Below are 16,247 nucleotides of genomic sequence, written 5' to 3'. Positions count from 1 at the left end.
TTTTTTTACAATGAAATCGATTACAATTAAAGGATCAGAAAGAGAAAGCGTGGGCAAAGTGTCAACTAAAGCCTTACGTAATGCTGGACAGGTACCTTGCGTTTTATACGGAGGAAACCAGGCAGTACACTTCTCTGCAGACGTTACTGCATTCAAAAACTTGGTTTACACTCCAAACGCTCACACAGTTGTGATCGAACTTGGAAAAGGAAAATCATTCAATGCAATTTTGCAAGATATCCAAGTTCACCCAGTAACTGACAAAATTTTACACATCGACTTCTTCCAATTATTTGATGATAAAGAAATCACAATGGAAGTTCCTGTGAAAATCGTTGGTACATCTAAAGGTGTTCTTGCGGGAGGTGTTTTACGTTTAAACCAACGTAAATTAAAAGTTAAAGCTTTACCAGCAAATCTTCCTGATTTTGTTGAAGCTGACATCACTCCACTTGAAATGGGTAACAAATTATACGTTACTAAAGTTGGAAAACCAGAGTACAAAATTATGCACCCAGACAACACTGTAGTTTGTCAAGTGAGAATCTCTCGTGCTGCTATGAAAGCTGCTCAAGAGGCTGCAAAAGCTGCAAAAGCTCCTGCAAAAGGAAAGAAAAAATAATTTTTTTTCAAACTATACAAAAAGCCTCAATCTTTCGATTGGGGCTTTTTTTTGGCTTCTAAGTTTCTAAGATGCTAAGATTCTAAGGTTTTTGCTATGTAACGCTTCGACTCCGCTCAGCTTGACAAATATTGAACATGTCAGGCTGAGCGGAGCCGAAGCCAACTCAAAGTATGGAATTTAGGTTGTCGACCTTCTTTTTGTGGTCCTTCGACTTCGCTCTGGATGACAAGAAGGACAAGAAATCTTAGTGTCCTTTGCGTAAGCCCTTGCGAACTTTGCGGTTAAGCCACGGCCAGTAAGAAATTATTAATTGCCGCATTTTCAAATTATCTAATTATCCAATTGCCGCATTCTCTAATTAATCTTACTTTTGCAATTATGATAAAATGGATAACAAAACTGTTTTCATCAACATCAAAAGAAGAGAACAAAGAAGACAATATGAAGAAATATTTAATCGTAGGATTAGGAAATATCGGAGCTGAATACGTAAACACCAGACACAATATCGGATTTAAAGTGCTTGATTTTTTCGCTAAAAAAGAAGGGCTTTCATTCGAAACCGTAAAATTGGGTGCATTGGCTGAATATAAATTTAAAGGAAGAACCTTTTTTCTTTTAAAGCCAAACACTTACATGAATCTTAGCGGTAAAGCAGTAAAATACTGGATGGATAAGGAAAATATTCCGTTAGAGAACATTCTGGTTATTACAGATGATTTGAACCTTTCATTTGGCACAATCCGCATCAAACCAAAAGGAAGCGATGGCGGCCACAACGGACTTAAAAATATCAATTTAGTTCTTAATACGCAAAACTATACCCGCTATAGATTTGGTATCAGCGACCAATTTAAAAAAGGACAGCAGGTAGATTATGTTTTAGGAGAATGGAATGCCGAAGAAGAAGCAAAATTGCCAGAGCGTTTAGAAACTTCTGCTGAAATTATAAAAACTTTCGGAACTGCTGGTTTAGAAAATACAATGACTACATTTAATGGAAAATAAAGATTTTCAGGTGTTTATATCCTAAAAATGTAAATTATCAGTGAATTTAATTTAATTATAACGAAATAGTATTTTCAATTCCAAAGTTAAATGTCTAAATTTGGAATAAATTATTATAAACCATAAAAATCATAATACCATGGCTTTTGAATTACCACAATTACCTTATGCATACGATGCATTAGAACCACATATTGATGCACGTACAATGGAAATCCATCATACAAAGCACCACAACGCATATACTACAAATCTTAACGCTGCTATTGCTGGAACAGATTTAGAAGGAAAAACTATCGAAAATATCTTAATCAACTTAGACAAATCTAACGCAGCAGTTCGTAACAATGGTGGAGGTTTTTACAATCACAATTTATTCTGGACTGTAATGTCTCCAAACGGAGGAGGATTGCCAACAGGTGATTTATTAGCTGCAATTGAGTCTTCTTTCGGATCATTCGAAGAATTTAAAGCAAAATTTGCTAAAGCTGGTGCTACGCAATTCGGTTCTGGATGGGCTTGGCTAACAGTTCAAAAAGGAGGAAAGTTAGAAGTTGTAGGTACTCCAAATCAAGATAATCCATTAATGCCAGAAGTTGCTGGTCACGGTGGAACTCCGATCTTAGGGATGGATGTTTGGGAGCACGCTTACTACTTAAACTATCAAAACAGAAGACCAGATTATATCGAAGCTTTCTTCAATGTAATTAACTGGACAGAAGTTGCTAGAAGATTTGCTTTAGAAAAATAAGAGAATAGAGTAAAGAATATAGAGAAAAGACGAGTGCCAAAAGGTGCTCGTCTTTTTTTATCTATACATTTCGTATATAATCTTTACTCTATTTTCTTTTATTTATTCTCAAAAAAAGAGAAAATAAAAAAGGCGGAAAGAAGTTCCGCCTTTTTTGCCCCAAATCTACCATAAACTTAACCTACTAATGTTATGGTTTTGTAAAGGTATGGGAGATATTTTTTTGAAGGAAACATTTCAGATAAAAGGCATTAATATCCGATAAAACGCTTATAATGGCTGTTTGTTAAAGTTATGGGATATATTTCAATAAAAAAGGCGGAAGGAAGTTCCGCCTTTTTTGCCCCAAATCTACCATAAACTAACCTACTAATGTTATGGTCCAGTAAAGGTATGGCGGGAATTTTTATAAAGAAAAAAATTTAGATGAAATGCAATTATACTCGATAAAAAGACATTAATACTTTGATTGTCAATTTGTTAATAATTGACAATAAAAAAGGCGGAAGTTACTCCACCTTTTTTGCCCCAAATCTACCATAAACTAACCTACTAACGTTATGGTCTAGTAAATGTATGACAGTTATTTTTTCGAGTAAAAATTTTTAGATGAAAGGGAAGTAAATCCGATGAAGAGATATAATCGGCTGTTTATAAATAGGTTGAGTTTATTTCAATAAAAAAGGTGGAATTGCTTCCACCCTTTTTGCCCCAAATCTACCATAAACTTAACCTACTAATGTTATGGTATCTCAAAAGTATCATAGCTTTTCAATTTCACCAAAGAAATGGGATGAACGGCAAAAAAAACCGATGAAATGCACTATTTAACCTTTTATTAGTATTTTATTAATACGCTCGAGCGTCTTTTCCTTCATAAAAATTCATGAAAGCACGATTTACAACTCTGTTTCCGCCAGGAGTTGGGTAATCTCCCGTAAAGTACCAATCGCCTAAATTTTTAGGGCATGCTCTGTGTAAATCTTCTACTGTTTGGAAGATGATTTTTACCTCTGCATTTATTTCTGGTGAGCTTAGCATTTCTGCAATTTTATCTGAGATTTCTTCGTCAGTAAATTGATCATATATTGCTGTAACATAATTCACAACATCTTTATCTGCGAAATTTTCTTGAGCTTTACATTTGGCATAAACTTCGTCTACAATATGATAAAGGTTTCTTTCTTTTAATAAAGCAAGTGCTGCTCTAAAAGCAACTAAACCTTCTAGTTTTGCCATATCGATTCCGTAACAATCAGGGTAACGAATTTGAGGTGCAGATGAAACAATTACAATACGCTTTGGTTTTAAACGATCCATCATTTTGATGATGCTCATTTTCAATGTAGTACCACGAACAATACTGTCGTCAATAATTACTAAGTTATCTTCTGGTTTAATTACGCCATAAGTAACATCGTAGACGTGAGCCACCAAATCGTCACGGCTGCTATCTTCTGTGATGAAAGTTCTAAGTTTAGCATCTTTAATAGCCACTTTCTCTGTGCGTATCTTTACAGATAAAAGCTCCTGAAGTGTTTCCGCAGTTAATGTGTTTCTATTTTCTAGAATGTAATTATTTTTTCTCTGATTTAAGAAATCCTGAGCAGCTTCAACTAAACCATAGAATGATGTTTCGGCTGTATTTGGAATATATGAGAAAACAGTGTTGTCTGTGTCGCTATCAATTGCTTTAAGAACAGCAGGTAAAATAAATTTTCCTAAATTTTTACGTTCTTGATAAATTTCAGCATCACTTCCTCTTGAAAAATAGATTCTTTCGAAAGAACAAGCTTTTAAAGTAGTTGGTTCCAAGATTTGGTTCATGGTAACATTACCATTTTTCTTGATAATCAATGCATTTCCTGGATTGATTTCCTGAACACTTTCAAAAGGAACATTAAATACAGTTTGAATAACTGGTCTTTCAGAAGCGACAACTACAACTTCGTCATCTTGATAATAATAAGCTGGACGAATTCCTGCAGGATCTCTAAAAACAAATGCGTCACCGTGACCTAGTAAACCAGCCATAGCATAACCTCCGTCTAAATTTTTAGCTGAACGAGCTAAGATTTTAGCAATATCCAAACGTTCTGCAATTACTGGAGAAGCTTCTCTTTTTGAGTAGCCTTCAGCTTTACAATCTTGGTATAACTGCATTACTTCTTTGTCTAAGAAGTGACCGATTTTTTCCATTACCGTAACGGTATCAGCCATTTCTTTTGGGTGCTGGCCAAGTTCAACCAAGTTTTCGAAAAGTTCTTTAACATTTGTCATGTTAAAGTTTCCTGCCAAAATCAGGTTACGGTGCATCCAGTTGCTTTGACGCAGGAATGGGTGAACGCTTTCGATGCTGTTTTTTCCAAAAGTTCCGTAACGAACGTGACCTAAAAACAATTCTCCAACATAAGGAATATTTGCTTTTAGCTCTTTCATGTTGTCTCCCAATTCTGGATGTACTTTTAACTCCTCGCTGATTCTTTCATTGATTTGTTTAAAAACATCTTGTATAGGTTGTGCATGATTAGAACGAACTCTACTAATGTAGCGCTGTCCTGGATCGACATCAAATTTAATGCTTGCAAAACCAGCTCCGTCTTGTCCACGGTTATGCTGTTTTTCCATCATTAAATACATCTTCTGGATTCCGTAGAAAGCAGTTCCGTATTTTTCTTTATAATATTCAAGCGGTTTAAGTAGTCTAACTAAAGCTATCCCACATTCGTGTTTTAAAGCGTCGCTCATTGTTTTTTGTTATTTGTGTGTTGTTGTAAGTTGTGTGTATTCGTAATAAAAAAGCCCCGTTTTATCGAGGCTCTTAGGCATTATATTTCTATGTCAAACTGAGTTAACGACTTAAATTGCTGTAATCGAATCGCTACCTCGGCTTTGCTTAATGATTCCATTCTTTCAGTTCCAAACTTCTCAACGCAGAACGAAGCTAAATTTGAACCGTAAATAATTGCATTCTTCATGTTGTTAAACGAAATGTTTTCGCTTTGTGCAATAAATCCAGAGAAACCACCTGCGAAAGTGTCTCCAGCTCCTGTTGGATCAAAAACATCTTCTAATGGTAAAGCCGGTGCAAAGAAAACTTCTCTATTGTGGAATAAAAGTGCTCCGTGTTCTCCTTTTTTGATCACCACATATTTTGGTCCCATGTCTTGGATTTTAGCGGCAGCTTTTACTAATGAATATTCTCCAGAAAGTTGTCTTGCTTCTTCGTCATTGATTGTAATAACATCTACACGTTTAATAACGTCTAATAATTCTGGAAGAGCGCAGTCCATCCAAAAGTTCATAGTGTCTAAAACTACTAATTTTGGTTTTTTCTCCATTTGATCTAGAACACTGCTTTGTACTAATGGGTGTAAGTTTCCTAACATTACAACATCAGCATCTTTGTAGTTTTGAGGAACTTTTGGCTGAAAATCAGCTAAAACGTTCAACTCAGTTACAAGAGTATCTCTAGAATTTAAATCGTTGTGGTATAAACCGCTCCAGAAAAAAGTCTTTCCTCCTTTTACAATTTCGATACCAGAGATATCAATATTTTTTGAAGTTAAAAGATCTAAATGTTCTTGAGGGAAATCGTCGCCAACTACAGAAACAATGGCCGATTGCAAGTTAAAAAATGACGCTGATAATCCGATGTACGTTGCAGCACCACCTAATATTTTATCTGTTTTTCCGAAAGGAGTTTCAATAGCGTCGAAAGCAACTGTTCCAACAATCAATAGTTTATTCATTTTATGAATTTCGAATTAGGGTGCAAAGATACTTCATAAGTTACAATCTTGCAACGGTTTAGGTTCTCAAAATTTTCTTAAAAAAATGACATCGATTTTGGAGTGAAAATACTGTAAATGAATTGGTTAAAAACTGTTTTTAATGAAGCTTAAAATAGATTTTTCAGAATTAATCTGCAAGTTTTTTGAAAATAATTGCGAATATTTTACAGGTTATATTTCTTATCAAAATAATTCTTCAAAATACCGACTTGAACCAAGATCATAATTGGAACAATCAAAATGGCATATAAGATGTTTTTAGAAAAATGAATTCTAGAAAACGCTGTTGAGATTCTATCAGAATATAATTTCCCGATTACGTCAATTTTAAAATCATTATTCGAAACAGAAAACAGAGAAACATAAATCACTAATGCCGCCACAGCTAAGCCAATCGAAATCCAGATTGGTTTAGAAATTAAAGGTTTGTATGCTTTGAGTTTTTTCTCTTCTAGTATATGAACTTCAGCCATTATTTTTGAAGTGAAATCTACTGATGGTGACTGCAGTTTTTCTTCAGCCATCATTTTCTCAATAAGTTGTTCTATATTTTTATCGCTCTCTTTCATAACATTCTATTATTTCTGGTTCTAACTGCTGTCTCAAAATTACGGCTAATTTCTGTCGACTCCTAAATAATTTCACTTTTGCATTATTGGCCGATATATTCATAATCTTTCCAATTTCTTCTAAATTCTGATCGTCAAAATAAAATAAGGTTAAAAGGAAATTTTCATCACTTGGCATTAAATTCAAACATTTCTGAATGGTCTGCTTTCGTTCATTTTCTTCTAATGCGCTTAAAGCATTGTCCATTGTTTTGATTAAATGAGACGAAAAATCATCAATAGAAATATTCAAATCTTCTTTTTTGTTTTTCTTTAAACGGTCTAGACAAGTATTATAGGCAATTTTATAAATCCAAGTTGAGAACTTAGATTCTCCTTTAAATTTTGTCAGCGAACTATAAATTTTTATAAAAGTATCTTGTGCAACTTCTTCTGCTTCTTCCCGATTTTTAATCATTTTTAGAGCCAGCGTAAAGATCATATCTTTATAACGATCCACAAGAACGGCAAAAGCACTGGTCTCGCCCTTCAGGATTTTATCGATATAATGTTGATCAGTTAATGTGCTCATAATTATATAGGACGACAGAATGTTAATTTAGGTTACAAGAAATTTGAAAATAAATTCCAAAAGCAAATCCCAAATTCCAATCTAATCACTATCAGAGTTAAAATTCAAATTATACTTATTATATAATAGTATAAGCTTTGTCAAAGTTTTAAACTTTGACAAAGTTTCTCAGAATCAAAATTAATTGATAATCAGTTAGTTTTGGAATTTGGAATTTAAAATTTGAAATTTTTTACCAAAAGTTGTAACCTCATTTTAAAAACCCTCGTCATATGAGGTATATCAATCAATTAAAAACATAAAATATCATGGACGAAAAAATTTTAATTCCAATCAGTCTTTTCTTAATGATCTTCGGAATCGTTTATTTAATTTATTCAACAAGAAACAGAGAGCGTCTGGCTCTAATAGAAAAAGGGGTAGATGCCAGTATCTTTTTGCAAGGAAAGGGAAGTGGAGTTCCAGCTTGGAAAATCTTTGTAGTAAATCTAGCATTCTTATTAATAGGAAGCGGTGTTGGAATTTTTCTTGCGTTATTAATCACCACTTATACATCTCTTAATGATGGTGCGGTTTATCCTTCAATTATTTTTATAATGTCAGGAATCGGACTTTTGACAGGATTTAAAACTGCAAAAGACCTAGATAAAGAGTAAAAATTGAAATTAGTAATTTGAGTATAACGTATCGAGAATTTAGGTTTTCGATACGTTATCTTTTTTATAGCAACTTAGAATCGATGTTTTCGTAATAAGAATCGATTGAAAGTTTGGGTTGCATAGATGCCATTACGGCCAGTTGATCACAGCGTTCGTTTTGCGGATGGTTGTTATGTCCCTTAATCCATTTAAAATCGACTTGATGTTTGCGGTAGACGATTAAAAAGCGTTTCCAAAGATCTGCATTTTTTCTTCCAGCAAAACCTTTTTTCTCCCAGCCAAGCACCCATTTCTTTTCAACAGAATCGACAACATATTTAGAGTCCGAAACCACAAGGACTTTCATGTTGGGTTTTTTCAGTTTTTCTAACCCCACAATTACAGCCAAAAGTTCCATCCTATTATTAGTAGTAAGACGAAAACCTTCGTAGAATTCTTTTTTGTGCGGAGTGCCCACCAGTTCCATCACGACTCCATAACCGCCATTTCCTGGATTTCCCTTTGCCGCGCCATCGGTATATATATGTACTTCGTGATTCATTTTATTTTAGACTGCTTAGATTTTAGATTTTTAGACTATTAGATTTTCTTTTTTAGACATTAAACATCTTTAGATTTTAGACTGCTTAGATTTTTTAAAATGCTTTAGATTAAAATCTAAGTAGTCTTATGTCTAAGAAGTCTAATAGTCTAAATTTCTAATAATCTATGTATGATTTCTGGAAAATGTTTTTGTTCCAGCTCATGAATCTTTTCTGCAACTGTTTCTGGAGTGTCTTCATCTGTCAAAGCCACATTTGCCTGAAAGATGATTGCGCCTTCATCGTAGTTTTCGTTAACATAATGAATAGATATTCCAGTTTCTTTTTCCTTATTATTTATAATTGCTCTATGGATGTGCATTCCATACATTCCTTTGCCCCCATAATTAGGTAAAAGTGCAGGATGGATATTGATTATTTTATTTGGATATTGTTCAATTATGTTTTCTGGGAATTTGAGTAGAAAACCAGCCAAAACTATCAAATCCGGGTCGATTTTTTGTATTTTTTGTAGCACTTTTCTTTCTAAAAGTTCGTTTTTTTCGAAGATTTCGACTGGAATTTGATGATTTTTTGCTCTTTCAATCACTTTTGCCGAAGCATTATTTGTAAAGACCGAAACGACCTTTGCAATTTCAGTGTTCGAAAAATATTTTATAATGTTCTCTGCGTTAGTTCCTGATCCTGAGGCAAAAACGATAATTTTTTTCATAAAGTTGTGTGTTTTGAGAGTGCAAAAAACGGAATAAAAATCGAAAATAAATAGCTTTAAAAGACCTTTCTTGAAATTAATTTTATAAATTAGTGTCACATTTATAAACTAAATAGTTGTTTTAAAATAAAGTTTTTTATTTTTGCCAACAAATTAAATTCTAAAATTAAAGATTATGTCAGACATTGCATCAAGAGTAAAAGCGATTATCGTAGACAAATTAGGTGTTGACGAAAACGAAGTTGTAACAGAAGCAAGCTTCACTAATGATTTAGGAGCTGACTCACTAGACACTGTTGAGCTTATTATGGAATTCGAAAAAGAATTTGATATTCAAATTCCAGACGATCAAGCAGAAAACATTGCTACTGTTGGTCAAGCTATTTCTTATATCGAAGAAGCAAAAAAATAATAATACCACACCCGAATTCTAAAAAATCTCAAAATTTGAATATCCAAATCCCAAAATTGGAATTTGTTTTTTAAAGAATTGGAATTTCTAGAAATCGGGTGTTATTATTTTTTAAATTTAAATTTCGATTGATTTTTCAATCAAAAAGATATATTTATATTGTAATTCCCATGGCTCTTAAATAACTATAAGTTAAGAAAGCGTGGGTTTTATTTGTTTAAAGTACAAAACACATATTTATGGCATTAAGGCGAGTTGTTGTAACAGGATTAGGTGCACTTACTCCTATTGGGAATAATATCCAAGAATATTGGAATGCACTTGTGAATGGAGTTAGCGGAGCCGCTCCAATCACATATTATGATACCGAGAAACACAAAACGAAATTTGCCTGCGAAGTAAAAAACTTCAATATTGAAGATTACATGGATCGCAAGGAATCTCGTAGATTAGATAAATTTGCACAATACGCAATTGCTGCCAGTGATGAAGCTATTAAAGATGCTGGAATCACAAATGATAACGTAAACAAACAAAGAGTTGGTGTTATCTGGGGAGCAGGAATTGGAGGTTTAGAGACTTTCCAAGATGAAGTATTGTATTATGCAAAAGGTGATGGAACTCCAAAGTTCAATCCTTTCTTTATTCCTAAAATGATTGCCGATATTGCTCCTGCACATATTTCTATGCGTAACGGGTATATGGGACCAAATTATACTACGGTTTCTGCTTGTGCATCTTCTGCAAATGCATTAATCGATGCCTTCAATTACATTCGTTTAGGAATGTGCGATGTTATTGTTTCTGGTGGTTCTGAAGCTGCTGTTACAATTGCAGGTATGGGAGGATTTAGCTCAATGCACGCTTTATCTACAAGAAACGAAAGCCCAGAAACAGCTTCTAGGCCTTTTGATGCAACCAGAGATGGTTTCGTTTTAGGTGAAGGAGCAGGAGCTTTAGTTCTTGAAGAGTATGAACATGCTAAAGCAAGAGGGGCAAAAATCTATTGCGAAATTGGCGGTGGCGGTATGTCGTCTGATGCTTACCACTTAACTGCACCACATCCGGAAGGAATTGGAGTTATCGCAGTAATGGAAAACACATTGAGAGATGCTGGAATGACTCCCGATCAAGTGGATCATATCAATACTCACGGAACTTCTACGCCATTAGGAGACGTTGCTGAGTTAAAAGCAATTAGTGCTGTTTTTGGTGATCATGCTAAAAACATCAATATTAACTCTACAAAATCTATGACAGGACACTTATTGGGTGCAGCTGGAGCTATTGAGGCTATTGCTTCTATCTTGGCAATGCAGCACGGAATTGTTCCTCCAACGATTAACCATACAGTTGTTGACGAAAACATTGATCCATCTTTAAATCTTACTCTAAACAAACCTCAAAAAAGAGAAGTAAATGTTGCTATGAGTAATACATTTGGTTTTGGTGGACACAATGCTTGCGTATTGTTTAAAAAACTAGCTGATTAATTTTCTGTATATGAATATTATCAAAAAAATATTTTCGAAATCCCGTTCTCAAGAAGACGGGATTTTTTTTGACACTATTCAGAAAATTCTTGGTTTTCAGCCTTCTAACGTAGATTTTTATAGACGGGCATTTACCCATCGTTCGTCTAATAAACTAGATCAAAATGGGCATCCTATTAATTATGAACGTTTAGAATTTTTAGGAGACGCTATGTTAAGTGCCGTGATTGCTGCACATTTATTTAATAAAGCTCCAAATGGAGATGAAGGTTATTTAACCAAAATGCGTTCGAAAATAGTGAGTCGTGAACATTTGAACGAATTAGGTAAAGACTTAAATTTAGTGCAGTTTGTAGAGAGCAAAGTGCCGATTCAGCATTTTGGAGAAAACATTCACGGTAATATTTTTGAATCCCTAATAGGTGCTATTTATTTAGACAAAGGCTATACTTTTTGCGAGAAATTCATCCAAAAAAGAGTAGTGACGCCTTATGTAGATATTGCGCGACTAGAAGGAAAAGTGATAAGTTATAAAAGCCTTGTTATCGAATGGTGCCAGAAAGAAAAAAGAGTTTTTCATTATGACATTTTTGAAGATAACGGTATAGACGGACAGCGTCTATTTGGTGTTAAATTGAGTATTGATGATAAAGTTGTCGCAAGAGCGCGAGCAACTTCAAAAAAGAAAGCAGAAGAAAAAGCATCGCAGAGAGCTTATTTTGCGTTTCAAGAAAAAATTGACAAGAAATAGCTGCAAAAATGTTGTAACTCTCACAAGGCTACATCGTTTTCGTTTATAATTTAACAAAACAAGCATGTCATAACTGTTGATGCTCCGTTTAGAAATAGTATATTTACAACTTGATTTTTCAAGACATGGCTATTCATAAATTGGATTTAGACGAATTTGACGAAATTGATTATTATTTAATGGCAATTCATACTTCATTAGAAGATTATAGATTAGCCTATTTTATCAATAAAATCCTTCCGATCAACTTAAGTAAGAGCAAAAACGAGATCCATGCTCAGACTAAGGAAGGTGAAGCAAATTTTTCGAGATTCTATTATTATGATGAAGAAAAAGCTGTTTCCTGGAATTTAATTCAGAATAAAAATGAAATCATTTCTGTGAGTACAAATGATTTCCAGAATTTGTTTTCTAATGAAACAAGTGAGGTTTCGACAACAATTCATTTACTTCCTGAATTCAAAAAAGTCGATTTTTTCTTGAAAATTGATAATGGCGAAGAGGCGCTTAATTTTTCAGAAATTCAACAAAAATTAAACACAATAGAAAGTATTGTGGCTATTTATGCCGTTGATACAGACAAAATAAAATCAAAAAACAATCTAATTTTTTAAAAAAAATGCTAACAAACAAGAAAACCAAAATTGTTGCTACACTTGGCCCCGCTTGTAGTACAAGAGAGATCATTAAAGATATGATCGATGCAGGTGTTAATGTGTTTAGAATCAATTTTTCGCATGCAGATTACGAAGGAGTAAAAGAAAGAATTAATATCATTAGAGGCTTAAACGAAGAGTTTGGTTACACGACAGCAATTTTAGGAGATTTGCAAGGACCAAAACTTAGAGTTGGTGTAATGGAAGAAGGTACTGTTGTAAACGATGGAGATGAAATCACTTTTACAACTGCCGAAGATATTATCGGAACATCAAAAAGAGTGTTCATGAAATATCAGAATTTCCCAAATGATGTTAACCCAGGAGAACGAATCTTGCTTGATGACGGTAAACTTATTTTTGAAATTGTTTCTACAGATAAAAAAACTGAAGTTGTTGCTAAAGTTATTCAAGGCGGAGAATTAAAATCTAAAAAAGGAGTTAATCTTCCAAATACAAAAATCTCTTTACCAGCTTTAACAGAGAAAGATATTGCAGATGCTATTTTTGCAATCGAACAAAAAGTAGACTGGATCGCACTTTCATTTGTGAAAACTCCTCGCGATTTGCAAGATTTACAAGAATTAATTGCTAAGCATTCTGAATATAAAATTCCAATCATTGCTAAAATTGAAATGCCAGAAGCTCTTGAGAACATGGATAAAATTGTAGCATACTGCGACGGTTTAATGGTGGCTCGTGGAGATCTTGGTGTTGAGCTTCCAGCTCACGAAGTTCCATTGGTTCAAAAAGATTTGATCAGAAGAGCTAAAACGGCTAGAATTCCAGTTATCGTTGCTACTCAAATGATGGAAACAATGATTACAAGTTTAACTCCAACGAGAGCAGAGGTAAATGACGTTGCTAACTCAGTAATGGATGGTGCAGATGCTGTAATGTTGTCTGGAGAAACTGCTACAGGAAACTATCCAGTACAAGTTATTCAAAGAATGGCACAAATTTGCGAAGCTGTAGAAAACTCTCCGCTTATTCAAGTGCCTCAAAATACACCGCAAATTAAAACGAAACGTTTTGTTACTAAAACGGTTTGCCACCAAGCGGCTTTATTAGCAAATGAAATCGAAGCTAAAGCAATTTGTACCTTGACAAATAGCGGTTACACAGCTTTCCAAATTTCAGCTTGGAGACCATCAACAGCTCATATTTTAGTATTTACTTCAAACAGAAGAATCTTAACACAATTGAATTTATTATGGGGAGTTAAATCTTTCTACTATGATAATGAAGAAAGTACAGACGATACTGTAACAGATGTGAATCAAATTGCAGTTGACAAAGGTTATGCACAAAAAGGTGATTATTTAATTAACCTTGCTGCAATGCCAATTAAAGATAAAGGGATGGTTAATACGATGAGAGTTTCTGAAATCGAATAACAACTTCTTCAAATAATTTTAAAAAGACCGCTTAATTTTTTTAAGCGGTTTTTTGTTTTTAAAGAGTCTTTAAAAAATTAAAACTGATTTCGCTATTTATATTTTGTCTTTAGTGAAAATTTGGATCTATAATTTTTTTAATAATCTGATAAAATTTGAGACAAAAAAAAGAATTTTTTGTTTCATTTTACTAAAAATTTAAAAATCGTCTATTCAAAAAAAATCTTTTGACGATTAATAACTTCTTTTTTGCCGTTTTTCAATAAAAACATAACTGATTAATTTTCTGGCGGTTTGATGTGTTTCATCTTCTAAAATGAAACATTTTGTTGCAGATTCTCCAATTTTCTTGTTTCATTTTATAAAATGAAACAAGCTCATGCCGAATAAATACGATTGTTCGCTCTTTTATTAGTTAATTTTGAGATACTTAAGAAAAAGTTAAAATATCATGTTTCAAATTTTTAATATAAAATGAATTTGAAACATATCGAAAAGATGCAACATTGATGTAAAAGCGTTTTTTTGGAAATTACTATTTCCCATTTATTTTTTTGGATTTTCAAACTCATACATAAGAATTACTAACGAATTTTTTTTATCATGAAACAAATCGAATTAAAATGCGGATTTATAAATGCCATAAAGTTATTTGCAATACTATTTTTATCTGGTGTTTCTGTTACTGCACAAAGTAAGAAACCCAATATTTTGGTGCTTTGGGGCGATGATATTGGAACAACTAATATTAGTGCTTATAGTGATGGCCTTATGGGGTATACCACTCCTAATATAGACAAGTTGGCCAATGAAGGATTGCGTTTTTTACACTATTATGGAGAACAAAGCTGTACAGCAGGGCGTGCGGCCTTTTTAACAGGACAGCATGGTCTTCGTACAGGACTTACAAAAGTGGGATATCCGGGTGCGCCAATGGGCATGAGCCAGCTAGATCCTTCAATTGGTGGAATCATGAAAAGTTTGGGTTATGCAACCGGACAATTTGGTAAAAATCACGTGGGAGATCGTAATGAAAATCTTCCAACAGTAAATGGTTTTGATGAATTTTTCGGGAATCTGTATCACTTAAATGCCGAAGAAGAACCAGAATTACCAGATTATCCTAAAGATCCAGAATATCTGAAAAAATTTGGTCCTAGAGGCGTTCTGAAATGTACAGCTACAAATGTCGATGATGCAACAACAGATCCTCGTTTTGGAAGAGTAGGCAAACAAAAAATTGAAGATACAGGAGCACTTACTAAAAAAAGAATGGAAACGATAGATGATGAGACTTCAGCAGCAGCAATTGATTATATCAAGAGACAAAGTGCAGCTGGAAAACCATTTTTCTGCTGGTTCAACGCTACTCGTATGCATCTTCGTACGCACGTTAGAAAAGAGCATAGAGGGAGATATACTCACGGAGACAGTGAATATATTGATGGTATGATCGAACATGACGAAACTATTGGAAGTATCTTAAAAGCATTGGATGATTTAGGAATTGCTGATAATACAATTGTAATCTATTCAACAGACAATGGCCCTCATATGAACACATGGCCTGATGGGGCAATGACTCCATTCCGTTCAGAAAAAAACACTAACTGGGAAGGAGCTTTCCGTGTACCTTGTATCGTGAGATGGCCAGGGCATATCAAACCAGGAATCACTAACGAATTGATGAGTCACAACGATTGGATTCCAACTTTGGCTTCTATTGCAGGAGAACCAGATATAGTTAACAAACTTTTAAAAGGATATAGTGCTAACGGTAAAAATTATAAAGTGCATTTAGATGGTTATGACCAAAGTAGTTTTTTACTAGGAAAAACACAAAAAAGCGCCAGAGACAAATTCTTCTATACAGATGATGATGGTCTTTTGGTTGGTTTAAGAGAAGGAGATTATAAATATGTTTTTGCAGAACAGCGTATGCAAGGAACATTGGGAGTTTGGGGTGAGCCTTTTACTAAATTGCGTTTACAGAAAATATTCAATCTATACCAAGACCCATTTGAGAGAGCCGATATAACCTCAAATACATATTGGGATTGGGTAATGAATCATGTACAGATGGTATATGGCGCTATATATGATGTGACGGTATTTGCAGAAACCTTTAAAGAATATCCTCCAAGATCAATCCCGCCAAGTTTCTCTGCTTATACTATCATGGAAGACGCAATAAAAGATATAAAAGCGAGGGAATATGTTGAGAAAAACATTTTACCAAAAGTGAAAGAAGAAGAGGCAGCTTCAAAAAAGAAAAAATAAATTAATCAAAAAGAGATTCAGATAAAT

16 protein-coding genes are annotated in these 16,247 nt (G+C 33.9%); 10 read left to right on the top strand and 6 right to left on the bottom strand.

The window, feature by feature from the left end; all coding sequences use genetic code 11:
* Positions 1-10 precede the first annotated feature (10 nt).
* From BB050_RS07240 to BB050_RS07230, 3 genes are all read left to right on the top strand, one after another.
* Positions 11-622 carry a 50S ribosomal protein L25/general stress protein Ctc gene (locus BB050_RS07240; RefSeq protein ID WP_008465977.1) on the top strand — a complete coding sequence of 204 codons (612 nt, stop codon included), beginning with the start codon at positions 11-13 and terminating at the stop codon, positions 620-622.
* A gap of 381 nt (positions 623-1,003) precedes the next feature.
* Positions 1,004-1,633, top strand: coding sequence for an aminoacyl-tRNA hydrolase (gene pth, locus BB050_RS07235; RefSeq protein WP_008465978.1), 630 nt, complete (start codon positions 1,004-1,006; stop codon positions 1,631-1,633).
* Positions 1,634-1,772: 139 nt separating this feature from the next.
* Positions 1,773-2,384: a superoxide dismutase gene (locus tag BB050_RS07230; RefSeq protein ID WP_008465979.1), complete on the top strand. Its 612-nt coding sequence runs from the start codon at positions 1,773-1,775 to the stop codon at positions 2,382-2,384.
* An 849-nt stretch (positions 2,385-3,233) separates the two neighbouring features.
* On the opposite strand, the gene BB050_RS07225 is transcribed toward BB050_RS07230, so the two are convergent.
* The 4 genes from BB050_RS07225 to BB050_RS07210 all read right to left on the bottom strand — a co-directional run bounded on the left by BB050_RS07225 (position 3,234) and on the right by BB050_RS07210 (position 7,318).
* A complete protein-coding gene (locus BB050_RS07225) occupies positions 3,234-5,132 on the bottom strand; it encodes an amidophosphoribosyltransferase (RefSeq protein ID WP_066033111.1) in 1,899 nt (632 codons plus the stop codon).
* A gap of 80 nt (positions 5,133-5,212) precedes the next feature.
* Complete coding sequence (locus BB050_RS07220) at positions 5,213-6,136, bottom strand: PfkB family carbohydrate kinase (protein ID WP_008465988.1); 924 nt, start codon at positions 6,134-6,136, stop codon at positions 5,213-5,215.
* A gap of 206 nt (positions 6,137-6,342) precedes the next feature.
* Positions 6,343-6,747: a hypothetical protein gene (locus BB050_RS07215; RefSeq protein ID WP_066033110.1), complete on the bottom strand. Its 405-nt coding sequence runs from the start codon at positions 6,745-6,747 to the stop codon at positions 6,343-6,345.
* Positions 6,731-7,318, bottom strand: coding sequence for an RNA polymerase sigma factor (locus BB050_RS07210; RefSeq protein ID WP_066033109.1), 588 nt, complete (start codon positions 7,316-7,318; stop codon positions 6,731-6,733). The genes BB050_RS07215 and BB050_RS07210 overlap by 17 nt, the downstream gene beginning before the upstream one ends.
* A 308-nt stretch (positions 7,319-7,626) precedes the next feature.
* Here BB050_RS07210 and BB050_RS07205 point away from each other — a divergent pair, with 308 nt between their 5' ends.
* A complete protein-coding gene (locus BB050_RS07205) occupies positions 7,627-7,974 on the top strand; it encodes a DUF6249 domain-containing protein (protein ID WP_008465992.1) in 348 nt (115 codons plus the stop codon).
* A 64-nt stretch (positions 7,975-8,038) separates the two neighbouring features.
* Here the strand turns inward: BB050_RS07205 and rnhA are convergent, their stop codons facing one another.
* Positions 8,039-8,518 (bottom strand): ribonuclease HI, encoded by a 480-nt coding sequence (rnhA, locus tag BB050_RS07200; protein ID WP_008465993.1) that lies wholly within the window; start codon positions 8,516-8,518, stop codon positions 8,039-8,041.
* 149 nt (positions 8,519-8,667) lie between these two features.
* Positions 8,668-9,231 (bottom strand): phosphoribosylglycinamide formyltransferase, encoded by a 564-nt coding sequence (gene purN / locus BB050_RS07195; RefSeq protein WP_008465995.1) that lies wholly within the window; start codon positions 9,229-9,231, stop codon positions 8,668-8,670.
* A gap of 175 nt (positions 9,232-9,406) precedes the next feature.
* Between purN and BB050_RS07190 the strand changes: the two genes are divergently transcribed.
* From BB050_RS07190 to BB050_RS07165, 6 genes are all read left to right on the top strand, one after another.
* Positions 9,407-9,643, top strand: coding sequence for an acyl carrier protein (locus tag BB050_RS07190; protein WP_007137004.1), 237 nt, complete (start codon positions 9,407-9,409; stop codon positions 9,641-9,643).
* Positions 9,644-9,882: 239 nt separating this feature from the next.
* Positions 9,883-11,136 (top strand): beta-ketoacyl-ACP synthase II, encoded by a 1,254-nt coding sequence (gene fabF / locus BB050_RS07185; protein WP_008465997.1) that lies wholly within the window; start codon positions 9,883-9,885, stop codon positions 11,134-11,136.
* 10 nt (positions 11,137-11,146) lie between these two features.
* A complete protein-coding gene (gene rnc, locus BB050_RS07180; RefSeq protein WP_008466000.1) occupies positions 11,147-11,887 on the top strand; it encodes a ribonuclease III in 741 nt (246 codons plus the stop codon).
* Positions 11,888-12,012: 125 nt separating this feature from the next.
* Positions 12,013-12,501: an IPExxxVDY family protein gene (locus tag BB050_RS07175; RefSeq protein ID WP_008466002.1), complete on the top strand. Its 489-nt coding sequence runs from the start codon at positions 12,013-12,015 to the stop codon at positions 12,499-12,501.
* Positions 12,502-12,506: 5 nt separating this feature from the next.
* A complete protein-coding gene (gene pyk, locus BB050_RS07170) occupies positions 12,507-13,940 on the top strand; it encodes a pyruvate kinase (protein WP_008466005.1) in 1,434 nt (477 codons plus the stop codon).
* A gap of 603 nt (positions 13,941-14,543) precedes the next feature.
* Positions 14,544-16,220 (top strand): arylsulfatase, encoded by a 1,677-nt coding sequence (locus BB050_RS07165; RefSeq protein ID WP_066033108.1) that lies wholly within the window; start codon positions 14,544-14,546, stop codon positions 16,218-16,220.
* Positions 16,221-16,247 lie beyond the last annotated feature (27 nt).

The sequence above is a fragment of the Flavobacterium anhuiense genome, from assembly GCF_001705175.1.
GTDB lineage: Bacteria > Bacteroidota > Bacteroidia > Flavobacteriales > Flavobacteriaceae > Flavobacterium > Flavobacterium anhuiense.
Note: the sequence above shows the minus strand (reverse complement) of the source record. Positions and strands in the feature narration are given on the sequence as shown.